Annotated in this window: 24 protein-coding genes; 10 read left to right on the top strand and 14 right to left on the bottom strand. The window is 62.6% G+C overall.

Features of this window, described 5'->3' with window-relative positions:
• Nucleotides 1-3: 3 nt before the first annotated feature.
• Entirely contained in the window at nucleotides 4-774 is a 771-nt protein-coding gene (locus ABR948_RS11100) for an exodeoxyribonuclease III (protein ID WP_428117135.1), read from the bottom strand.
• A gap of 219 nt (nucleotides 775-993) precedes the next feature.
• Between ABR948_RS11100 and ABR948_RS11095 the strand changes: the two genes are divergently transcribed.
• The gene (locus ABR948_RS11095; protein WP_428117132.1) at nucleotides 994-1,362 is read left to right on the top strand and encodes a GFA family protein; all 369 of its coding nucleotides are present in this window, start codon (nucleotides 994-996) and stop codon (nucleotides 1,360-1,362) included.
• Here the strand turns inward: ABR948_RS11095 and alr are convergent.
• From alr to ABR948_RS11080, 3 genes are all read right to left on the bottom strand, one after another.
• Nucleotides 1,354-2,565 (bottom strand): alanine racemase, encoded by a 1,212-nt coding sequence (gene alr, locus ABR948_RS11090; RefSeq protein ID WP_428117129.1) that lies wholly within the window; start codon nucleotides 2,563-2,565, stop codon nucleotides 1,354-1,356. The two genes, ABR948_RS11095 and alr, sit on opposite strands and share 9 nt — an antisense overlap.
• A gap of 49 nt (nucleotides 2,566-2,614) precedes the next feature.
• The gene (locus ABR948_RS11085) at nucleotides 2,615-4,114 is read right to left on the bottom strand and encodes a replicative DNA helicase (RefSeq protein WP_428117127.1); all 1,500 of its coding nucleotides are present in this window, start codon (nucleotides 4,112-4,114) and stop codon (nucleotides 2,615-2,617) included.
• A gap of 284 nt (nucleotides 4,115-4,398) precedes the next feature.
• The gene (locus ABR948_RS11080; RefSeq protein WP_428117161.1) at nucleotides 4,399-4,521 is read right to left on the bottom strand and encodes a hypothetical protein; all 123 of its coding nucleotides are present in this window, start codon (nucleotides 4,519-4,521) and stop codon (nucleotides 4,399-4,401) included.
• 64 nt (nucleotides 4,522-4,585) lie between these two features.
• Between ABR948_RS11080 and ABR948_RS11075 the strand changes: the two genes are divergently transcribed.
• Nucleotides 4,586-4,801, top strand: coding sequence for a hypothetical protein (locus ABR948_RS11075; RefSeq protein ID WP_428117124.1), 216 nt, complete (start codon nucleotides 4,586-4,588; stop codon nucleotides 4,799-4,801).
• A 190-nt stretch (nucleotides 4,802-4,991) separates the two neighbouring features.
• Here the strand turns inward: ABR948_RS11075 and ABR948_RS11070 are convergent, their stop codons facing one another.
• Nucleotides 4,992-6,242, bottom strand: coding sequence for a cyclopropane fatty acid synthase (locus tag ABR948_RS11070; RefSeq protein WP_428117121.1), 1,251 nt, complete (start codon nucleotides 6,240-6,242; stop codon nucleotides 4,992-4,994).
• Between the two features lie 283 nt (nucleotides 6,243-6,525).
• Between ABR948_RS11070 and ABR948_RS11065 the strand changes: the two genes are divergently transcribed.
• Entirely contained in the window at nucleotides 6,526-7,533 is a 1,008-nt protein-coding gene (locus tag ABR948_RS11065; RefSeq protein ID WP_428117119.1) for a hypothetical protein, read from the top strand.
• Nucleotides 7,534-7,630: 97 nt separating this feature from the next.
• Here ABR948_RS11065 and rplI read toward each other — a convergent pair whose 3' ends face one another.
• From rplI to rpsF, 4 genes are all read right to left on the bottom strand, one after another.
• Nucleotides 7,631-8,233, bottom strand: a complete 603-nt coding sequence (rplI, locus tag ABR948_RS11060; RefSeq protein WP_428117117.1) for a 50S ribosomal protein L9 — start codon at nucleotides 8,231-8,233, stop codon at nucleotides 7,631-7,633.
• Between the two features lie 51 nt (nucleotides 8,234-8,284).
• The gene (locus ABR948_RS11055) at nucleotides 8,285-9,259 is read right to left on the bottom strand and encodes a YybS family protein (RefSeq protein WP_428117114.1); all 975 of its coding nucleotides are present in this window, start codon (nucleotides 9,257-9,259) and stop codon (nucleotides 8,285-8,287) included.
• A 126-nt stretch (nucleotides 9,260-9,385) separates the two neighbouring features.
• Nucleotides 9,386-9,625, bottom strand: coding sequence for a 30S ribosomal protein S18 (gene rpsR / locus ABR948_RS11050; protein ID WP_002711478.1), 240 nt, complete (start codon nucleotides 9,623-9,625; stop codon nucleotides 9,386-9,388).
• A 5-nt stretch (nucleotides 9,626-9,630) separates the two neighbouring features.
• Nucleotides 9,631-10,104, bottom strand: a complete 474-nt coding sequence (gene rpsF / locus ABR948_RS11045) for a 30S ribosomal protein S6 (protein ID WP_428117158.1) — start codon at nucleotides 10,102-10,104, stop codon at nucleotides 9,631-9,633.
• A gap of 351 nt (nucleotides 10,105-10,455) precedes the next feature.
• Between rpsF and fabD the strand changes: the two genes are divergently transcribed.
• The 7 genes from fabD to gmk all read left to right on the top strand — a co-directional run bounded on the left by fabD (nucleotide 10,456) and on the right by gmk (nucleotide 17,120).
• Nucleotides 10,456-11,415, top strand: a complete 960-nt coding sequence (gene fabD / locus ABR948_RS11040; protein ID WP_428117109.1) for an ACP S-malonyltransferase — start codon at nucleotides 10,456-10,458, stop codon at nucleotides 11,413-11,415.
• An 18-nt stretch (nucleotides 11,416-11,433) separates the two neighbouring features.
• Nucleotides 11,434-12,171 (top strand): 3-oxoacyl-[acyl-carrier-protein] reductase, encoded by a 738-nt coding sequence (fabG, locus tag ABR948_RS11035; protein ID WP_428117106.1) that lies wholly within the window; start codon nucleotides 11,434-11,436, stop codon nucleotides 12,169-12,171.
• Nucleotides 12,172-12,467: 296 nt separating this feature from the next.
• Entirely contained in the window at nucleotides 12,468-12,707 is a 240-nt protein-coding gene (locus ABR948_RS11030) for an acyl carrier protein (protein WP_006610957.1), read from the top strand.
• Nucleotides 12,708-12,804: 97 nt separating this feature from the next.
• Complete coding sequence (gene fabF / locus ABR948_RS11025; protein ID WP_428117102.1) at nucleotides 12,805-14,070, top strand: beta-ketoacyl-ACP synthase II; 1,266 nt, start codon at nucleotides 12,805-12,807, stop codon at nucleotides 14,068-14,070.
• 130 nt (nucleotides 14,071-14,200) lie between these two features.
• Nucleotides 14,201-15,472, top strand: coding sequence for an endolytic transglycosylase MltG (gene mltG / locus ABR948_RS11020; RefSeq protein ID WP_428117098.1), 1,272 nt, complete (start codon nucleotides 14,201-14,203; stop codon nucleotides 15,470-15,472).
• A 97-nt stretch (nucleotides 15,473-15,569) separates the two neighbouring features.
• A complete protein-coding gene (locus ABR948_RS11015) occupies nucleotides 15,570-16,457 on the top strand; it encodes a YicC/YloC family endoribonuclease (protein ID WP_428117095.1) in 888 nt (295 codons plus the stop codon).
• A 3-nt stretch (nucleotides 16,458-16,460) separates the two neighbouring features.
• Complete coding sequence (gene gmk / locus ABR948_RS11010) at nucleotides 16,461-17,120, top strand: guanylate kinase (protein WP_428117093.1); 660 nt, start codon at nucleotides 16,461-16,463, stop codon at nucleotides 17,118-17,120.
• A gap of 7 nt (nucleotides 17,121-17,127) precedes the next feature.
• Here gmk and ABR948_RS11005 read toward each other — a convergent pair whose 3' ends face one another.
• From ABR948_RS11005 to ABR948_RS10985, 5 genes are all read right to left on the bottom strand, one after another.
• Nucleotides 17,128-18,021 (bottom strand): hypothetical protein, encoded by an 894-nt coding sequence (locus tag ABR948_RS11005; protein WP_428117090.1) that lies wholly within the window; start codon nucleotides 18,019-18,021, stop codon nucleotides 17,128-17,130.
• A gap of 286 nt (nucleotides 18,022-18,307) precedes the next feature.
• The gene (locus ABR948_RS11000) at nucleotides 18,308-19,366 is read right to left on the bottom strand and encodes an alcohol dehydrogenase (RefSeq protein ID WP_428117088.1); all 1,059 of its coding nucleotides are present in this window, start codon (nucleotides 19,364-19,366) and stop codon (nucleotides 18,308-18,310) included.
• Between the two features lie 12 nt (nucleotides 19,367-19,378).
• Entirely contained in the window at nucleotides 19,379-20,245 is an 867-nt protein-coding gene (gene rsmA / locus ABR948_RS10995) for a 16S rRNA (adenine(1518)-N(6)/adenine(1519)-N(6))-dimethyltransferase RsmA (protein WP_428117086.1), read from the bottom strand.
• On the bottom strand, nucleotides 20,242-21,246 hold the full coding sequence (pdxA, locus tag ABR948_RS10990) for a 4-hydroxythreonine-4-phosphate dehydrogenase PdxA (protein ID WP_428117084.1): 1,005 nt from the start codon (nucleotides 21,244-21,246) through the stop codon (nucleotides 20,242-20,244). The genes rsmA and pdxA overlap by 4 nt, the downstream gene beginning before the upstream one ends.
• A 3-nt stretch (nucleotides 21,247-21,249) precedes the next feature.
• A partial coding sequence (locus tag ABR948_RS10985; RefSeq protein WP_428117081.1) for a peptidylprolyl isomerase occupies nucleotides 21,250-21,959 on the bottom strand: 710 nt, incomplete at its 5' end.

Raw genomic sequence — 21,959 nt, 5'->3', positions numbered from 1 at the left:
GGGCTACTTAAGCATGATCCAGGCCGGCGCGTGATCGCTGGCGCCTTCTTCGCCGCGGATCCTACGATCGACACCTGCCTTGGTCAGCCGTGGTGCAAGTCCCGGACTGAGCAGCAGATGATCGAGCCGCAGGCCGGCGTCGCGCGGCCAGCGGTTACGCTTGTAATCCCAGAACGTGAACATCGGTTTGGTGGGATGGGCGCTGCGGACCGCGTCGCACCAGCCTTGCGCCACCAGCGATTTGAACGCCGCGCGGCTTTTCGGCTGGATCAATGCATCCCTGTCCCATGACCTCGTTGGATAAATATCCAGTTCGGTCGGCGCCACGTTGTAATCGCCCGCCAGCACCACGGGAATGTCCTGCTTCAGCAATTTCGCGGCGTGTGATTTGAGCCGCTTGAACCATGCGAGCTTGTAATCGAATTTCGGTCCGGGCTGCGGATTGCCGTTCGGCAGATAGAGGCTGGTCACTAGGATGCCCTTGACGGCGGCTTCGATATAGCGCGCCTCGTCGTCGCTGGGGTCGCCGGGAAGCCTGGTCCTGGTCAACACCGGGTCGGCGTTCCGCGCCAGGATGGCCACGCCGTTCCAGGTCTTTTGTCCACGCCAGACCGCGCCGTAACCGGCCTTGCCGATGGCTTGAATTGGAAAATCCTTGTCGGTCGATTTGAGCTCCTGCAGGCAGACGATGTCGGGTTTCGCCTGCTGCAGCCATCGCAGCAGGTTCGGCAGGCGCCGGTTGATATTGTTGATATTGAAGGTGGCAATTTTCATCGGCGGATCGGTCATTTCAGATCAAATGTATCAGCAGGTTCCAAGGGGTTCTATGTCCAGGCTACAGATCGCGCCGCCCTCAATACGCAGAAGAAGGAGCCAGGGGTTCGCGGCCCGGCTGATCGGCACGCGATGGCTGCTGACACAGGGGTGGCAGCAGGGGTCGCTTAGTCTCGCTCCGTCGCGCTGCCCCCGCGCTCGGAGCCGGCTGGAGAGATCATGACCATCAAGGGAAGCTGCCATTGCAGCGCTACACAATTCGAGGTGAGCGAGATTCCGGTGAGCGTCACCCGCTGTACCTGCTCGCTTTGCGCGAAGCGCGGCGCGCTGTGGGCCTATTACACGCCGGCGCAATTTCGTCTGACCACGCCGATTGAAAACGTCGCGACCTATCGGTGGGGCAGCCGCACCGTCAAACATCATTTCTGCGCGAATTGCGGCTGCGGCACCTATTCCGAATCGCCGGACTGGTCGAGCGGCAAGCCGGACTTCGACAATCCGCGGGTTGGTGTCAATTCCAGGCTGCTGGACGATTTCGATCTCGATGCCGTGACGATCGAGGTGATCGACGGCAAGAATCTATGGTGAAGCGGCGGTGGGTTCGCTCGAACCGGGGCCGCCCTTGTAAACGCGGGCGTAGCGACGCCCGAGGTTGGTCAGCACTTCATAGCCGATCGTGCCGAAATGATGCGCGAGCTCGTCGACGGTGATGCCTTCGCCGATCAGCGTCACCATGTGACCGCGACGCACCGCGTTCTTGTCGAGATCGGTGACATCGACCGCCAACAGGTCCATCGAGATGCGGCCCACGACCGGGCATCGCTTGCCGGCGACCACCACCTCGGCGCCGCGGGTGCCGTCATTGCTGCCACCGGCGCGGAAATAGCCGTCGGCATAGCCGGCCGAAACGATCGCCAGCCTGGTCGGCCGTCGCGTCGTCCAGGTGCCACCATACCCCACGGTTTCGCCCCGCTCGACGTTGCGGATCTGTGCGATGCGGGCTTTCAGTTCGACAACCGGTTGCATCGGATTGTCGGCTTCCGGCGTCGGATTGACGCCGTAGAGCGCTGCACCCGGCCGCACCAGATCGAACTGGAACTGGGACCCGAGGAAAACGCCGGACGAATTCGACAGCGATGCCGGAACGCCGGAAAACAGGCTGGCGATCTCGCGGAAGCTCGCGACCTGCTTGGCATTGAGCGGGTGATTGAGATTTTCGGCGCAGGCGAGATGGCTCATCACCAGCGTGATGCCGTGATCGCCTGCATTGATCCGGGGCACGATGCCCTGCGCTTCCGTAAGCGTCAGGCCGAGCCGGTTCATGCCGGTGTCGATATGAATGGCGGCACCGCCGGCCCAGCCGGAGCGCCGGCAAAATACATCCCACTCGGCAAGCTCGTTGAGGTCGCCGATCACGGGTTTGGCATCGATCTTGGCGCAGGCGTCGCCGCAATTCTGGAAAAACCCGTCGAGCACGTAGATCGTGGCCGAAGGCAGCGCGGCACGTACGGTGCGTGCTTCATCCAGCGTGGCGACGAAGAAGGTCTTGCAGCCGGCGGCGGCCAGCGCGCGGGCGACCGGGTCGACGCCGCAGCCATAGGCGTCCGCCTTGATCACGCCGGCGCATTCGGCCGGCACGGCGGTCTTCTCGAGCTTGCGCCAGTTGGCGACGATGGCGTCGAGATCGACGGTGAGTACGCCGGTAGCAGCGGCCAGCGCCGCCGCCTGATTGGCTTCAGGGGAGAGCAGGGAGCCGGCCGGGATCGATTTCGGATCGGGGACGATGTTCATGCCGTACTTTACGCGCGCCGCCGCAGCGGTTCAACCATCCAAGGCCGCGTCAGTACGTCCGTTCCGGCAAATGGCTGTCGGCGGTGAGATCGCTGAACCGTGTAAACTGGCCCTCGAACTGCAGTTCGACCGTGCCGGTCGGACCGTGGCGCTGCTTGCCGATGATGACTTCGGCCTTGCCGTGCACCAGCGACATGTCGAGCTGCCATTTTTCATATTCCGGCGTACCGACCCGCGGCTCCTTGTTGGCGAGATAGTATTCCTCGCGGAACACGAAGATCACAACGTCGGCGTCCTGCTCGATCGAGCCGGACTCACGCAGGTCGGACAGTTGCGGACGCTTGTCGTCGCGGCTCTCGACCTGGCGCGACAGCTGCGACAGCGCGATGATGGGTACGTTCAATTCCTTGGCCAGCGCCTTCAGGCTGGTGGTGATCTCGGTCACCTCCTGCACGCGGTTGTCGGAACGTTTGCCAGACCCTTGCAACAGCTGGATGTAATCGACCACGATCAGATCGAGGCCTTTCTGCCGCTTCAACCGGCGGGCGCGCGCGGTGAGCTGCGAGATCGAAAGACCGCCGGTTTCGTCGACATAGAGCGGCAGCGATTGCAATTCGATCGAGTAGTCGCGAATTTTTTCGAAGTCGGTTTCGCTGATGCCGCCGCGGCGGATGGTGCTCGACGCGATGCTGGTCTGCTCGGCCAGAATACGGGTCGCGAGCTGTTCGGCCGACATTTCGCAGGAGAAGAAGCCGACAATGCCGCCGTTGATGGACTTCATCGTGCCGTCGACCTGAACTTCCGCGCGATGCGCCTTCGCCACATTGTAGGCGATGTTGGTGGCGAGCGCGGTCTTGCCCATGCCGGGACGCCCGGCGACGATGATCAGATCGGAGGGCTGCAGGCCGCCCATCTTGATGTCGAGATCGCGCAGGCCCGTGGCAATGCCCGACAATTTGCCGTCGCGCTGGAAGGCTTTCGCCGCCATGTCGACGGCGATGGTGAGGGCCTGGCCGAAACGCTGGAAGCCGCCATCATAGCGGCCGGATTCCGCCAGTTCGTACAGCCTGCGCTCGGCATCCTCGATCTGCGCGCGCGGCGCAAAGTCGACCGGCGCATCGAAGGCGACATTGACCATGTCCTCGCCGATCCGGATCAGATCGCGGCGCAGCGCCAGTTCGTAGACGGTGCGTCCATAGTCCTGCGCATTGATGATGGTGGTCGCTTCCGCGGCCAGGCGGGCGAGGTATTGGCCGACCGTCATGCCGCCGATGTCGGTTTCGGCCGGGACGAAGGTTTTCAGCGTGACGGGCGTGGCAACCTTGCCCATCCGGATCAGGCTGCCACCGGTCTCATAGATGGTCTGATGGATCGGTTCGAAGAAATGCTTGGGTTCCAGAAAATCCGACACCCGATAGAACGCGTCGTTGTTGACCAGGATCGCGCCCAGCAGGCTCTGTTCCGCCTCGATATTGTGCGGTGCGCTCCGATAGGCCGGAGTTCCCGGGTCGGGGGCAAGCTTCAGTACGTTCGAATCAACGAGGGCCATGGTGATCGAGTGTTCTCGGAACTTTGTCGGATGCGGGGCGGCGATAAAGCGCCTGTCCTACGGAAAGCGAAAGCGAAAGCTCGCTGCTTATGCACCGTTCATTAAAATGTGGATGATTCCCAGCCACAGGATGCGCAATGCTTGACGAGTTTCCGGGAGAGGCCGGCATACTTCGCCCGCCTGCCAATCGACCACGGGAAAATGCGGGCGCGGGCTGAACCTTATCGGCGCGCGGGCATACTCACTTCAGGGAAGAACGTCCCGGGCCGCGGGTTTGGCGCCGATCAGATCAGGATCAGATAGATCAGCGCGATCAGGGCCGCGCCGACGCCGGTGGCGATCAAGGCGTAGTCGGTGCTGACATCCGCTTTCGGATCGAGCAATGGTCGTAAGGTTTTCTGGGCCATTTCGGAGATTTAGGGCAAGCCGGTCGGGTGCTCTGTGAAGCAGGTCACATCCGGGTGATTTTCTTTGCGGCAGGATTGTCAGGAACGGGTTGGTGATGTCGGCGTTGACAAGGGTTGGTTTGGCGAGGACACCGGCGATGGGCCAGCAATTTCAGAGAAGGCAATCGAGGACTTGGCAATTGAAAGGCTGGCAATTGAAAAGCCGGCAATCAAAAACTTGTCAGTCCAAGAATTGGCGATCGGGAAGCGGCCAGAATTTGTGGCTATCGATGCTGGTTGACGCCATGGATAAGTTTTCTCGTCCGGAATTGCGCGGGGTTCCCTGCGATCAGTTGTTGCTGGCTGCGGCGCGCGCGCACTTGGCGCGGCCGGCATCGACGTACCTGCCACGCTCTCCTTTCGGCCTGCGAAATTAGTCGGGCCGCGACGCCAGAACTTAGCGAGCCAGTACTTAGGTCGCTTCCGCTGGCCTATTCGCCGGCGATCTGCAGCCGCGGCCGGCTGCCGCGCTCGATCCCGCGCAGTCTTGCTTCCTCGCGCGTCATGTAATCGCGCGTCATCGGCACCACGCCCTGGCGTTTGGCGAGCTGGATCTGGAAATTCATCAGGTTCTGCTTGCGGAACGACATCTCGGAGCAGGCGAAGTAAAATTCCCACATCAGCGCGAAGCGCTCGTCGTACAGCTGCACGGCTTCCTCCCGCCGCGCCATGAAGCGCTCGCGCCAGGCTTTCAGCGTGTCCGCATAGTGCAGCCGCAGGATTTCGATGTCGCACACCAGAAGTCCGGCGCGTTCGATGGCAGGGATGACTTCGGAAAGTGCCGGGATATAGCCGCCGGGGAAAATGTACTTCGCGATCCAGGGATTGGTGACATCGGGGCCGTGCGAGCGGCCGATCGAATGCAACATCATGACGCCGTCATCGGTGAGAAGCTCGGCGCAGCGCTTGAAATAGGTGTCGTAGAAGTCGACGCCGACATGCTCGAACATGCCGACCGACACGATGCGATCGAACGGGCCCGGAATGTCGCGATAGTCCTCGAGGAAAAACTTCGCCGACTGCGTCAGGTTCTTTTCGGCGGCGCGGGCATTCGACGTCTGTAACTGTTCTGTCGACAGCGTGATGCCGGTGACGTTGGCGCCGGTCATTTCGGCCAGATAGAGACCAAGGCCGCCCCAACCGGAGCCGATATCAAGCACACGGTCGCCGCGCCGGATCGACAGTTTGGCGGCGAGGTGACGCTTCTTGGCGAGCTGGGCGTCGTCGAGCGTCGCCTCCGGCGTTTCAAAATAGCCGCAGCTGTATTGTTTGTCGGCATCGAGGAAGAGCGAATAAAGCCGCCCGTCGAGATCATAGTGGTGCGCGACATTGTCTTTCGATCGGCCGCGCGGATTGAACTGCTGGGCATGCCGGACCAGATAGCGCAGCCACCATTGCAGCTTGGCCCAGCGCGGTAACATCTCCGGTTGATCCAGCAGGATCGCCAGCACGTCCGCGATCGAGCCGTTCTCGACGACAAACGTGCCGTCCATGTAAATTTCGCCAAGCCCAAGCTCAGGGTCGAGGAGAATCCGGCGTTCGGCGTCGGTGGTCATGAACCGAACGGAAACCGGCTCGCCGGTTCCGTCCCCGCAGCTGAATTTTGCCCCACTCGCGGTCGTGAACGTCATTGCGCCGCGGCGAATGAACTGGTTCAGGAAATAACGCAACAAACGGTCCATCGAAACCACCAAAGGAGCGATCCCGCAAAGGTGTACGTACTGGCCGTCACACCTGACGCCCATTGGGACCGATTGGTTCCAAGGCGCCACGGTCAGATCATAATGATGATGGCCCTTGTGCGCTACTGCGTTGTAGACAAAGCGGATATTCCGAAATGTGGCGTTCACGCAGTTCTTTTATCTGTGCGCTTCCATTCGCGGGATAATCGGCTAAAAGGTGACCGCTGCCGTCCGGGTCGGATTAAGACACTGGAAGCGATTTCCACATCTGGAGAATTAGGGAATGTTGAGCCGAGCGCTCAGTTTAGCGACGGTGACGCTTCTGATAGGCGGTTTCGTAGCGGACCCGGTGCGGGCGCAGGCGCAGAATCTGGAGGCCGGCAAAAGCCCCTCCCAGATTTTTGCCGGTACCTGCAACGCCTGCCACAAGAGCCCGCGGGGTCTGCTGAAAACCGTGTCGCCCGGATCCCTGCCGGGCTTCCTGCGTGAGCATTACACGACCAGCAGCGACATGGCCTCGCTGCTCAGCGCCTTCCTGGTCTCCAACGGCGCGACCGATACTCGCCCGTCCAAACCGGGCACCGATGCCAAACTGGACGCCAAGCCTGGCGCTGGATCCGAACAGCCCGATCGGCAGGGCCGCAGAATGCGTCCCGGCTCGCAGGAGGCGGTTAGGCCCGACTCGGATGGTGTGTCGCAGCAGGGCGAGTCCGGACGTCAGGGCCGCAAGCGGCTGGCCCGGCCGGGAGAGGGACCCGACGAGACCAAGCCTGCCGTCGATGGACAAGCCCCGGTTCAGGCGGGCGACGACCGCAAATTGACGGCCAAACAGAGGCTGAGCAAGCGCGGCAAGCCGGGCGGCGAAGAAGCGCCCAAAGCCGACGCCGCCAAGCCTGATGCGGCCAAGGTTGACGTTGGCAAGGACGACGCGGCAAAGGCCGAACCCGGCAAAGACGACAAACCCAGGAGCGACACCGCCAGGGAAGAAAGCGGCAAGCCTGAGGGAACCAAGCCGCCAGGCGAGGGCAAGTCCGAGGCCGCCAAGACCGAGACACCGAAGGACAGCGGTGGCGGGGCACCCGTATTGCGGGCCGATCCGGTACCGCCGGTCACACCGGCGCCGCCGGCGACGTCTGCCGCCGGTTCTAATGCAACGCCTGAGCCGCCGCCGGCCGCGCGGGCGTCGGCACCCGCAACGTCTGAGCCGCCGGCGCCCGCCGTGACGGCTTCCGCTCCGCCGCCACCCCCCGCGGGTAGCGCGGGACCGCCCGCGCCGCCGATCTCCCAATAGCTTTTTGCAAGGGCCGATCCAGGCCAGCACGTCGATAGCAAGCCCGGCCTGATCGGGCCGGGCTTGGGTGTTTGCAACTCGCGGTAAGGAAGCGGCGTTACTTTTCGGAAGCCGCTTCTTCCTGCGGTTCGACGTCGTCGCGGCGCGCTTCCGGATCGAAGAACTCACCCGCGGCGGCAAGCGCTTCGGCGGCCGCATCCTGATCTTCCTGACGGGTGGAGATGTCCTCGCCGCGGTTGATCCGTTCGGCCTCATCGGCACTTCGCGCGACGGTGACGGTCACACCGACTTCGACTTCCGGATGCACGGCGACGCCGATCTTGTGCTTGCCGATGGTCTTGATCGGCGCGTCCAGCATGACCTGGCTGCGGCCAATGGTGACGCCGTCGCTCTCAAACGACGCGATGATGTCGCGGACAGTCACCGACCCGAACAACTGGCCGGTTTCGGACGCCTGGCGCAGCACCACGACGTTGCGTCCGTCGATTTTCTCGGCGACCTTGGTGGCCTCGCCCTTGGCCTGCAGGTTGCGGGCTTCAAGCTCGGCCTTCATGCCATCGAACTTGGCGCGGTTGTCGGTGGTGGCGCGCAAGGCCTTGCCGCGCTTGAGCAGAAAATTGCGGGCGAATCCGTCCTTGACGCGGACGACTTCACCCATCTGGCCAAGCTTGGCGACACGTTCCAGCAAAATGACTTCCATATTCGGTCTCCTTTGAAGTGATGTGGATTTTGGGTTGAGATGAAAGGGAGTTCAGGAGGTGGGGAGGGGCGGCGGCCTCCCCTGTAAATAGCGCTGACGAAACCCGAAAATGGCGTCGGCGATTCCGAGAACCACCATTGCCACAACGGGCCAGACGAACAACACGACGATGGCATAGGTGCAGCCGAGCCAGAGCGCGCGGCTTTTCAATGCCAGCGTCAACGTATGCAACACCGCGAAACCGGTGAGCGCGTAAGCCATCATCAGGACCGCGGTGATGATCTGCGCCAGGATTGCCAGTAATCCGCCGGCGAAACAGAAGGCGATGGCAGCACACAACGTCGGGAGAGTCAGCGGTGGCAGTGCGGCACTCTTCAGGTCGGGCCACGGGCGGTGCAATCGTCCCGATGTCGCCGTGATTTTTGCAGCCAGCCAGAGGTTGAACGTCAGCATCATCATGACGCTGATTGCCCCCAGCGATGGCGCGATCGTCACCAGCATATTGACCAATTGATCGATCTCGGGGGGCGCTGCCGTGTCGCGCTGGCCGAGGAACAGCAGCAAGCTCTCGCGCAGCGCGCCGCTGACGGCGGCGACGTCGGTGCCAAACGCGAGCAGGCCCGCCATCGTATTCAGCGCGGCAAAGCCCGATAGCCAGAGCAGAATGCGACCGATCGGATACCATTCCAGAATCGGCGCAACCGGCTCCGCGCCGTTGCCCGACGAAACACCGCCGGCGATGGGGCGGCCCAGCAGAACCAGATGCCCGAGCCACCAGGCGGGCAACGCGACCGTAACGGCAAAGACGATGCAAAAGGGAAGGCCGAAGATTGCGCCGAGAACCGTCGCTGCAGTGATGCCGCCAATGGTGGCACTGAGTGGCCCCCATCCCAGTGCCGCCACCATCAGCGGCAGCGGCGCCAGGTAGATCAGCAATAGCGAGATCAGTACGCCCGAGATCATCGAGGCGAACATCAGGGCCGACGCGCAGCCGGCCGCTATTCCAATGAGAGCGATCGCGATCATCAGCTGTCCCGCTCCTTTCGAGCGGTTAGAGGCTCCCTGGAACCCCAACCATCGGCAACCGGACGACCCGGAAACCTTATGAGTATTTCCAGCCGGCGGCGTTATCGCCGCCGGCTGGTGTTCGCATTAGCGAATGACGTAGGGCAGCAGACCAAGGAAACGCGAGCGCTTGATCGCGCGCGCGAGTTCACGCTGCTTCTTGGCGGAGACGGCGGTGATGCGGCTCGGCACGATCTTGCCGCGCTCGGAAACGTAACGCATCAGCAGCTTGGAATCCTTGTAGTCGATCTTGGGCGCGTTCGGACCCGTGAACGGGCAGGTCTTGCGGCGGCGAAAAAACGGACGGCGTGCACCAGCTTCGGCCATGATTCTTACTCCTCAACCGCTGCTTCAGCGTCATCACGGGGACGGCGTGGACCACGGTCGCCGCGATAGCCACCGCCATCGCGATCACCACGGAAACCACCGTCGCGGTCGCCGCGGAAACCACCGCCGCCGCGGTCGTCGCGGTCACGGTCGCGATCAGCCTTGCGCATCATCGCCGAGGGGCCTTCCTCGTGTTCTTCGACGCGAACGGTGAGATAGCGGATCACGTCTTCGCTGATCCGTTCCTGCCGCTCGATCTCGCTGACCGCGGCCGAAGGGCCGTCGATGTTCAGCAGCACGAAATGCGCCTTGCGATTCTTGTTCATCCGATAGGTGAGGGAGCGTACGCCCCAGTTTTCCATCTTCACGACCTTGCCGCCGAGTTGCTCGACGATGCCGGTCATCTGGGTGGTCAGTTCTTCGACCTGCTGGGTGCTCGCATCCTGACGCGCGAGAAAAACATGCTCATAAAGAGGCATGGGTGTCCTTTCCAATGTTGGCGCGGTTCCCGGCGGCAAGCCCTTCGAACCCTTCGGAAAGGACTCGATATGCTCAGAAGGCGGAAGCACGGGACGACGGACCGACTGGCCCTGCCACATCAACATCGCCGATAAGGTGAAATTGCTGAGACCGTCCGTTCAGCTCCCGGCCGGGATCCACGGATGGCGCGGTTTATACGGATTTTGAGCGCCATGGCAAGGGGATGGCAAGGGAAAGCGACCGAATCGGCCTGCCGCTCCCGGCCGGGAACCGGCGGCGGCTTGACATAACCGTGTCCCGCAGTGTCTTTCGGCGCAACTTCAGGGATTTTGGGACGTTCAGGGCCATTCATGACGGCAGCATTCACTTTTCCAGGACAGGGTTCCCAGGCGGTCGGCATGGGCAAGGCGCTGGCGGAGGCCTTTCCAGCCGCCCGCGCGGTGTTTGACGAGGTCGACGCGGCGCTGGGCGAAAGGCTGACGAATATCATCTGGGACGGCCCGGCAGAGACCTTGCAACTCACCGAAAACGCCCAGCCGGCATTGATGGCGGTCTCGCTCGCCACCTTGCGCGTTCTGGAGACCGAAGCGGGCTTTTCGGTCGCGGCCCATGCCGCCTTTGTTGCCGGACACTCGCTCGGCGAATATTCCGCGCTCGCCGCGGCCGGCAGCCTCAGCATCAGCGATACCGCCCGGCTGCTGCGCACCCGTGGCCTCGCAATGCAAAAGGCGGTGCCGGTGGGCGCCGGGGCCATGGCCGCCTTGCTCGGTCTCGATTACGAAGCCGCAGTCGCGGTCGCCAATGAGGCCGCCCAGGGGCAGGTCTGCCAGGCTGCCAACGACAATGGCGGTGGCCAGGTCGTGGTCTCCGGCGACAAGGCCGCGGTCGAGCGCGCGCTCGAGATCGCCAAAACCAGGGGCGCCAAGCGGGCCATGTTGCTGCCGGTATCCGCGCCGTTTCATTGCCGGCTGATGCAGCCCGCCGCCGACGCGATGGCGAAGGCGCTCGATGGTGTTACCATCCGGCGGCCGGTGTCGCCTTTGGTGTCGAATGTACTGGCCGCGCCGATTAGCGAGCCGGACGAGATCCGCCGGCGCCTGATCGAACAGGTCACGGGAACGGTGCGCTGGCGCGAATCGGTCGCCTATATGGCGGGCCAGGGAGTCACGCGGTTTTTCGAAATCGGTGCAGGCAAGGTGCTGAGCGGGCTGGTCAAACGCATTGCCGACGGCGCCGTGGGTATTTCAGTCGGTGGTCCGAATGATATTGCCTCGGCAAAAGATGCGCTCGCTGTCGCGCTGACAGCCTGAGCCGAGGGGAGAAGTGGGATGTTCGATTTAACTGGCAGGACGGCGCTTGTCACGGGTGCCAGCGGGGGCATCGGCGGCGCGATCGCGCAGGCGCTGCACGCGCAAGGCGCGACGGTGGCCGTTTCCGGGACCCGGCGCGAGGCGCTGGACACGCTTGCCGGGAAGCTCGGCGACAGGGTTCACGTGCTGCCTTGTAACCTCTCGGATACAGCGGAGGTCGAGGCGCTGGTACCGTCGGCGGAACAGGCCATGGGTCAGGTCGACATTCTGGTCGCCAATGCCGGCATCACCCGCGACAATCTGTTTGTGCAGTTGCGTGACGAAGACTGGGACGAGGTCATCAAGGTCAACCTGACCGCAACCTTTCGTCTTGCCCGCGCCGCGACCAGGCTGATGATGCGCAAGCGCTTTGGCCGTATCATCGCAATCACGTCGGTCGTCGGCGTCACCGGCAATCCCGGCCAGGGCAATTACACGGCGTCGAAGGCGGGATTGATCGGCATGATCAAGACCCTGGGCGCGGAATATGCCAAGCGCAACGTGACCGCCAACTGCATCGCACCCGGGTTCATTGCGACGCCGATGACCGATGCGCTTAACGACAAACAGCGCGAAACGATCCTTTCCAAGGTTCCTGCGGCACGGCTCGGAACAGCCGAAGAAATCGCCGCGGCGGCCGTCTATCTCAGTTCGAATGAAGCGGCTTACGTCACCGGGCAAACCATTCACGTCAATGGCGGAATGGCCATGATCTGAGCCGGCTGCCGGTCCCCTCGGCAAGGCTAAAGGCCGCTTCCGGCGGCCGACCGAGGCTTATAGTCAAGGCTTGGGAAGTATGATAACCGAACCACCGGCGGATGGGCAAAGAACACCATTGCAGGATATTGAAACCCTGTATATTGGCGATGCGGAGCCTGCCGTCGTTCGCCGGGTCCGCGTCGGCCATGACGTGGCCAAATCAAGACTATGCGCGATTGCGAAGGAAGTTTAACGACCACGATGGCTCGTACGTCTTGGGGTCGGGTCCAATGGAACAAGCACGAGGTTGAACGATGAGTGAGATTGGCGAGCGAGTTAAGAAGATTGTGGTCGAACACCTTGGTGTTGAACCCGAAAAAGTGGTCGACAACGCGAGCTTCATTGACGACCTCGGCGCCGACAGCCTCGATACTGTCGAGCTCGTGATGGCGTTTGAAGAAGAATTCGGCTGTGAAATTCCCGACGATGCCGCGGAGACGATCTTGACCGTCGGCGACGCGACAAAATTTCTCGAAAAGAACGCGAAGAGCTGACGCCCCCGCGCGGTACTGACGAAGCCGGACGGGCCGTGGTCGCGCGGTCCACCGGTTTATTGTTGTGGGCCGCGAATCGAGGGCTGGAGTGTTGGATATGAGACGGGTCGTCGTCACGGGCCTTGGCATGGTGTCGCCACTTGGCTGTGGTGTCGAGCCGACGTGGAAGCGTATCCTCAACAGCGAGAGCGGCGCCAAGAAGATCGACACGTTTGACGTCTCCGATCTGACCAGCCAGATCGCCTGCGTGATTCCGCGCGGCGACGGCACCGACGGCACCTTCGACCCGAACCAGTGGATGGAGCCGAAGGACCAGCGCAAGGTCGACGATTTCATCATTTTCGCGATGTGTGCGGCACGCCAGGCGCTCGATGATGCCAGCTGGCACCCGGCCACCGAGGAAGATCGATGTGCCACCGGCACCATGATCGGCTCGGGGATCGGCGGCTTGTCGGGCATTGCCGATACCGCGCTGCTTCTGAAGGAGCGCGGCCCGCGCAAGGTATCGCCGTTCTTCATTCCCGGGCGCCTGATCAATCTCGCCTCCGGCTACGTGTCGATCGAGCACGGCCTCAAGGGTCCCAACCACGCGGTGGTGACCGCCTGTTCGACCGGCGCCCACGCGATCGGCGATGCGAGCCGGCTGATTGCCCTCGGCGATGCGGATGTAATGGTCGCGGGTGGAACCGAATCGCCGATCTGCCGGCTGTCGATGGCGGGTTTTTGCGCGTCGCGCGCGTTGTCGACGAGCTTCAACGAAACCCCGGAAAAGGCCTCGCGCCCCTACGACAGGGATCGCGACGGCTTCGTGATGGGCGAAGGCGCCGGCATCGTGGTGCTTGAGGAATACGAGCACGCGAAAAACCGCGGTGCGAGAATCTATGCGGAGGTGATTGGCTACGGGTTATCCGGCGATGCCTATCATATTACGTCGCCCTCGCCGGATGGCGACGGCGCCTTCCGCAGCATGAGCGCCGCCATGAAGCGTGCCGGAATTACCTCTTCCGATATCGACTACATCAATGCGCACGGAACCTCGACGCAGGTCGGTGACGAAATCGAACTCGGTGCGGTGGAGCGGCTGCTCGGCAACGCCGCTTCCAGGGTATCGATGTCGTCCACCAAGTCGTCCACGGGGCATTTGCTCGGTGCCGCAGGGGCGATCGAGACGATTTTCAGTATTCTTGCGATTCGCGATAACATCGCTCCGCCGACGATCAATCTTGAGAATCCGTCGGTGCAAACGGCGATCGATCTCGTGCCGCAAACGCCGCGTAAACGCGAAATCAACGTCGCGCTATCGAATTCATTCGGTTTCGGGGGCACCAACGCGTCCGTGATCGTCCAGCGCGTGGGCAACTGACGCGGCCTGTCAAGAAGAGTCCACCGTTTCGCCGTATTCGGTGATAAATCCTAGATCTGGGTGGAGACAACCGGCCGATGCGGGAATGTTGCGAGGCCACGATTAAACCGACAGGATTCAGGTTGCATCCATGAGTGAGAGGCCACCCATTTCGCCCCGGAGCCCGCGCGCCGCGCTGGAGCCCGAGCAGGTCCCGCCGCCGCCAAAACGGTCCGAGCGCGCCCGCAATCCATTCGTTATCGTCGGCAATGCCATCATCACCATCGTGCTGGTCTTGATGATCGGCGGCGGCGGGGCATACATCTACGGCAAGCAGAAGCTCGAGGCTCCGGGCCCGTTGCCGGAGGACAAGGTCGTCAATATTCCGGCGCGCGCGGGAATGACCGACATCGCCGACATCCTGCAGCGTGAAGGCGTGATCGACAACAATCGCTGGGCCTTCATCGGCAGCGTGTTTGCGCTGAAGGCGCGTTCTGAACTCAAGCCCGGCGAATACTCGTTTCAGAAGAACGCCAGTCTGCGCGATGTCATCGGCACCATGGTCGAAGGCAAGGTGGTTCAGCACGCCGTCACGATTCCCGAGGGCCTGACGTCCGAACAGATCGTGGCCCGGCTTTCCGACAACGATATCTTTGCCGGTTCCGTCCGTGAAATGCCGCGCGAGGGCACGTTGCTGCCGGAAACCTACAAATTCCCGCGCGGCACCACGCGCGACCAGGTGATTGCGCGTATGCAGCAGACCCAGAAACGCGTACTGGCGGAAATCTGGGAACGCCGCAATCCCGACATTCCGATCAAGACGCCGGACCAGCTGGTGACGCTGGCTTCGATCGTCGAGAAGGAAACCGGCAAGGCGGACGAACGCAGCCGGGTAGCCGCGGTATTCGTCAACCGGCTGCGGCAAAAAATAAAGCTGCAGTCCGATCCGACCATTATTTACGGACTGGTCGGCGGCAAGGGAACGCTGGGCCGGCCGATCAAGCGCAGCGAGATCCAGCAGCCGTCACCTTACAACACCTATGTGGTGGAAGGCCTTCCGCCCGGGCCGATCGCTAACCCCGGCCGCGCCTCGCTGGAAGCGGCCGCCAACCCCGCGCGCACCCGGGACCTGTTCTTTGTCGCTGACGGCACCGGTGGCCACGCCTTTAGCGACACTTACGACCAGCATCAGAAGAACGTCGCCAAATTGCGCACGATGGAAAAGCAGATCCAGAACGACACGGTGGAACCGGCGGACGATCCCGCGCCAGCCGCGGCCGGCGCGCCGGCCGACACCAGCCCGACCGCCACGACGGTAAAGCCCCTCCCGGCGAAAAAGCGCAGCACCCCGCCGGCCCGGCAGGGCGCGGCGCAGTCGACCGTAACACCTCCGGTGGCGACGCCCCCGGTGGTCCAGCAGTAGCAAAACCGTTATCCACTTTTGTGCAATACGCGCTAAGCTTGCGCAGTTGTTGGATTTGCGAATCTCAAGCCCGTACCCTTCCGGAGAATTTCACGCGATGGCGCTGTCGAGCATGACCGGCTTTGCCCGAAGCCACGGTGCCAGCGGACCGTACGCGTTCGAATGGGAATTGAAATCGGTTAACGCCAAGGGCTTTGACCTGCGCATGCGGCTGCCGCCTGGATGGGACGATCTCGAGGCATTCGCCAAGAAGCGCGCGGGCGAAGTGCTGTCGCGGGGCACGGTATACGCCAATTTGAACGTCAAACGCGCCAACGCGGTCTCCACGATTCGTATCAACGAAGAGGTCCTGGCGTCGATCGTGAAGGTTGCCGGGGTGCTCGCCGGCAAGATCGATGCGGTGGCGCCGAGTATCGATGGGCTGTTGGGGATCAAGGGCGTGATCGAGGTGGTGGAGCCGGAGAGCGACGAGGCGGAAGACAAGGCAGCCAAGGCTGCCGCCGCGGCGGCGTTCGAGCAGGCGCTCGGCAATCTCGTCGAAATGCGCCAGCGCGAGGGCATCACGCTGGGGCAGATCCTCTCGCAGCGGATGGACGAGATCGAGAAGCTCGCCAAGAAGGCCGAGGCCGCTCCCGGCCGCAAGCCGGACGCGATCAAGGCCCGGTTGGCCGAGCAGATCGCCGCCTTGCTTGAATCGTCGGAGCGATTCGATCCCGATCGGCTCAATCAGGAGGCGATCATGATCGCGGCCAAGGCCGATATTCGCGAAGAACTCGACCGCATCGCTTCTCACATCGCGCAGGCCCGCGAGATGATCGGCAAGGGCGGACCGGTCGGGCGGCGGCTTGATTTCCTGGCGCAGGAATTCAATCGCGAGGTCAATACCTGCTGCTCCAAGGCGAACGATCTGGAATTGACCAATACCGGGCTTGAAATGAAGAATGTGGTGGAGCAATTCCGCGAACAGGTTCAGAATCTGGAGTGACGCATGACGGCTGGCGGTCACGGTTTCGACGGGGTTGAGCGGCGCGGACTGATGTTTGTGCTGTCATCGCCATCGGGCGCGGGAAAGACCACGCTGTCGCGCCTGTTGATCGAGCGGATGGCCGGCCTGAAGATGTCGGTATCGGCGACGACGCGGCCGATGCGGCCCGGTGAAGTCGAGGGCCGCGACTACCTGTTTGTCGACAAAGCCAGATTCGAACAGATGGCAAAGCGCGACGAGTTGCTCGAATGGGCCACCGTGTTCGACAATCGCTATGGCACGCCGCGCGCGCCGGTCGAAGCCGCCCTGGCGGCGGGACAGGACGTGCTATTCGATATCGACTGGCAAGGCACCCAGCAATTGCGGGAAAAAGCCCGGGCCGATGTTGTCAGTGTGTTTATCCTGCCGCCGTCGGCGGCCGATCTTGAGAAGCGGCTTCATACCCGCGCCCAGGATACCGATGCGGTTATCCGCGGGCGCATGAGCCGCGCCACCCATGAATTGAGTCATTGGGCGGAATACGACTACATCATCATCAATCACGATATCGATGATGCCTTCGCCGAGGTGCAGTCGATCCTGAAGGCCGAGCGGCTCAAGCGCGAACGCCGCACGGGTTTGACGACGTTCGTGCGCGGGTTGCAGCGGCAACTGGAAAAATAGCCGGCCGTCAGGTTGGCGCTCGTCTGGATATCTGCGCAAAAAATTCCGAAATCCGGTCGCTGCGCTCAGCGGTCTGGTCGAGGCGGCGAGCAAAACCATCGGTCCCCGGGTGATGCGAGAGCACGATGCGATCGTCATCCGTCGATTCCCAGATTGGGCCGCGCCGCTTGCGAATCGCGCCGGGTTGGGACCGTTGCGAACTGCCGAATTTGAAAATGACGGTTCCCATGATGCCCGCCAGCGCCAGCACGCCCATCAGTGCGGCCAATTGCACCTGCAGGGAATAGGCTGGGGTTTGCGACGACAAATCTGCCGCCGCGAACTGGCCGGCGGTGAGCAAGGATGTCGGCTGGGTTCGGGGGGCCGGATTCACGCCCGTGCCGGGATCGCGCTTGTTTAGCTGTAGATTGCTCGAGGGTTCAACGCCGTACGGATCGGGCCAGCGCGAAGCGACCAGTGATCGCGAGGTTGCTGTCACCGGCGTCGCCGCGCCGCCATTCTCTTCCCTGACAACGGCGTCGGTAGCTAGCGCCGGAGCCATTTCCGCATTGCGGTTCGGCGGTGCAATGCGCGTCTGGGCGGGGAGCTCGGCACGGGCGTTCGCGACCGATTGTTGCATTACCGTTTCTGCGTCCTGCGCAGGCGGCTTTGCCGGGGTAGACGAATTCGGAGCGGCGGTTTGCGAGAGCGGGTCGCGCTCGTCTGCGAGATACCAGCAATGGCGCTTGGTGGCGTGATCGATGCGGTAGTACCAATGGCGGCCTTGCGGGGTTTGGTCCTTCGGACCGGAAAGGCAGTCATCGGCCGCGCCCGCTGCGCTGTGCGACACTGTTGTGAGGGGAGCGCCCGCGAGGAAGCTCGCAAAGAGGGCTGACATGAATTTCGCGGTTCGGTTTGGCATGGGTATCTCCGGTACTGAATACTGATACGGGACACTTCGCAGGCCAAATCTCCGCAAAGACTTGGGTCGCAATGAGCCGCAATTCCGGACAGCATGGGGCTTAATTCAGGCCCGCCTTCGTGATGTCGAGGCCTGGCGGCGGCTTGAGAGGACGTTACTCGCCGGCAGCACGTCGCGCCGATCAGCCCGCAGCTGAACAGTGCGTGGCGCGCCCGCCAATCGAATGAATGGCGCAGGCCACAAGCGCGCTCCGTTTCTCGACCGGCAAAGGGCGAACCTCTCCGTATCAGTTTTTCAGCACGATGCGCCCGACGACTTTTCCAGCCCGCAACTCGTCGATCCATTTCTGGACCTCGCCCATCGGCTCCTCTTTCATTGGCGTCGGTTTGATCTTTCCGGCTCGCGCCAGCGCCATCAATTCCTGTGCCTCGGCCAGCGTTCCCACCATGAACCCCTCGACGGTCATCCGCTTGTAGACCCACTGCACCATCGGCAGGCTGAAATTGCCGCCCATCAGTCCGGAGACCACGATCTTGCCGCCGCGCGCGACGACGGAAACCGCAAGGGCCATCGATTTCTCGTTGCCGGCAAAGTCGACGATTTCGTCAAAACCGCCCTCGGTCTCCTTGATGATGCGTTTGACCACATCCGGTTCAGAGGGATCGTACGCGACCGCGGCGCCGTTCCGCAGCGCCGTCTCTCGCGCGGCGGGACTCAAATCCGCCACCGAAATATTCTGCTTGAACATGGCCTGGGCGAAAGCCAGTCCCATCATGCCGACACCACCGAGGCCGATCAGCAGCAGATTGCGCTGCCGTGGCCGATCGACAAGTCGCTTCAGCGCGCCATAGGCGGTTACGCCGGAGCACATCAAGGTCGCCGCCTGATTGACCGGCAGGGTACCGTAATCCAGCAGGTATTTTGCGTCGGGCACCAGCACATGGCTGGCGAAACCGCCGTCGATCGCGACGCCGAGAAAGCGCTGCCGGGCGCAGAGATTCTCGTCGCCGTTGAGACAGTCGCGGCATTGGCCGCAGCCGATCCAGGGAAACACGGCTTTCTTGGTGCCGATCAAGTCCTTCGAAACGTCCGGACCGATTTCCTCGACGATCCCCGCGATCTCGTGCCCCAAGGTGAACGGCAGCGTCATGCCGCGCGTGGTATCGAGCTTCTTGCCGCCGCCGAGGTCGGCGTAGCCGTCCTGGATGTGCAGGTCGGAATGGCACAGTCCGCAGCGCTCGATCCGGACCAGGACTTCCTTGCCTTGTGGTTTCGGTGTCTCGACGATGGTTTCGCACAACGGCGCGTCGAATTTCACCAGCGACTGACGACGCATGAGCGCCATGGCATTTTCTCCTCAGGGCATGTTCAATTTTATGTTGCGTATATCTGTCAATTCCCGGGCCATGGCAACAAAACCGTCAACCGGAACGGTTTCGGCGCGCCGCGTCACATCGACATCGGCCGCGGCTGCCAGCCGGGCCGGATCCACCGCCAATGATTTGAGACTTTGCCGCAGCATTTTCCGCCGCTGGCCGAATGCCGCGGCCGCAACTTGCTCCAGCGCCCGGCGCTCGCATGGTTGCGGCGCGAGGCGCGGCACCAATCGCACCACCGACGAGGTAACTTTGGGCTGCGGCACGAAGGCAGCCGGCGAAATATCGAACAGGATTTTTGTCTCCGCGCGCCAGTTCGCGAGCACGCCGAGCCGTCCATAGGCCTCGTCGTTCTCGCGCGCGACGATACGCTCGGCCACTTCGCGCTGAAACATCAGCACCATCATGTCATACCAGGGTGGCCACGGTTCGATCGACAGCCAGTCGATCAACAGCGCGGTTGCGATGTTGTAGGGTAGGTTGGCGATAATTTTCGCCCGCGTGCCGCCAAGCAGCGGCCGCGGATCGAAGCGCTGTGCGTCGGCGCAGATGATCTCCAGCCGTCCCGGATATCGTCTTGAAATCTCCTGCAGCGCGCCCAACGCGCGCTCGTCGCGTTCCACCGCGATGACGCGCCGCGCCCCCAACGCCAGCAGCGCGCGGGTCAGTCCGCCGGGACCGGGACCGATCTCGATGACAACGGCATCTTCGAGAGGTCCCGCGACGCGCGCGATCCGTGTGGTGAGATTGAGGTCCAGCAAGAAATTCTGGCCGAGCGATTTGCGGGCCGACAGGGCATGCTGGCGAATGACCTCGCGTAGCGGCGGAAGGTCATCGATCGCGCTCATGCCGGCTGCGTCGCCGCCATGCGGGCGGCCAGCCGCAACGCCGCGATCAGGCTCGACGGATCGGCTTTTCCGGTCCCGGCAATATCAAAGGCGGTGCCGTGATCCGGCGAGGTGCGAATGAACGGCAGGCCCAGCGTCACATTGACGGCGTCCTCGAATGCCAGCGTCTTGACCGGGATCAGCGCCTGATCGTGATACATGCAGATCGCACAGTCATAGGTCTTGCGCGCGGCCTCGTGGAACATGGTGTCCGCCGGCAGCGGCCCCCTGACCTCGATGCCTTCGCCGCGCAGGATTTCGATCGCGGGCGCCACGATGCTCCTGTCCTCGGTGCCGAGCGATCCGTCTTCGCCGGCGTGAGGGTTGAGGCCGGATATTGCGAGACGCGGACTGACGAGGCCGAAGCGCGCTTTCAATGCAGCGACCGCGATGCGGGCCGTCGTGACGATCAAATCGCTCGACAGTTGCGCGATCGCGTCGCGCAGCGGAAGATGGATCGTCACCGGCACCACGACGAGGGCAGGGGACCACAGCATCATGACAGGTTGCGGGGTATGGCCCCCGGTTGCCGCGAGCTCGGCGAGATACTCGGTATGACCGGGGTGCCGGAATCCGGCGCGATAGAGAACGCTCTTGGCAATGGGATTGGTGACCACCGCGCTCGCCCGTCCGGCGATGACATCGTCAACCGCCTGGCGAATCGAGGCCATCGCTGCTGCTGCGCTGGTGTCGTCCGGCTGGCCCGGCCGGGCGGTGGCGCGGTGGCCGGTGGCCACGACCGGCAGAGCTTCGGCGAACGCGTCGGGTGCATCCTCGGCGCGGACGTCGGCGAGTTCGAGTTTGAGTCCGAGAGCCTTTGCCCGGTGACTGAGGAAGTCGCGATCGCCGAGCAGATAGAATGCCGGGAGCTTCAGCTCATTGCGGCGCAGCCACGCCTGGATGGTGATGTCGGGCCCGATACCCGCGGGTTCGCCTATCGTCAGCGCGAGGGACTTTGCCATGCGTCAACGGCGTTTATTGTTGTTAGGCTGCTCGTTGCTGTTTGCGTTCTCCCGGTATTCGATCATCGCGGATCCGCGGATGTCCTTCAGATAGGCCTTCGACTTTGCCTCGAATTTTTCGGCAAACATCTTGTCGCGGATTTCTTTCTTCTTCGGCGTGTCGACGGTGGTCGGATTCCTGGCGCACAGCGCAACCATCTCCACGCCCTGCTTGGTTACCTCGGGCGGGGTCAAATGACCGATCGGCGTGCCGTCGAGCAATTCACGAAGCACCTGCGGTATATCGGCCGAGGTCTTGGTCACGGCCTCGCGTATCGCGGCGTTTTGCATCGACTTGAATAACATGTTCGCCTCGTCGCAAGTCTGTATCCGGGTGCGCAGGGCTTCGGCTTCCTTGCGTCGTGCTTCCACGGCGGCGGGCTCAGACCCGCGCGGCACGATCAGAACGATCGGCTGCATCTTGTATTCGAAGCTCTGGGTGTCCGGCTTCTCGTCACCGCCCTTGACCTGGACGGCGGCCGCAACGTCTTTTTCGCCGATCTGCAGGCTTTCCTTGAATCGACCTCGGACCAGATTGCTCCAAACCATATCGGCCTTCATGCGGGTCTTCAGGGTGTCGGGTCGAATGCCCTGAGTTTCCAGGGATTTTGTCAATTGATCCGCCGTGATTCGCATCCGCCCGCTCATCGCGGCGTAAGTCTGATCGACATCGG

The organism is Bradyrhizobium sp. (genome assembly GCF_050014615.1).
In the GTDB taxonomy this organism is placed as follows: domain Bacteria; phylum Pseudomonadota; class Alphaproteobacteria; order Rhizobiales; family Xanthobacteraceae; genus Bradyrhizobium.
This window is presented reverse-complemented; position numbering and strand designations above follow the sequence as displayed.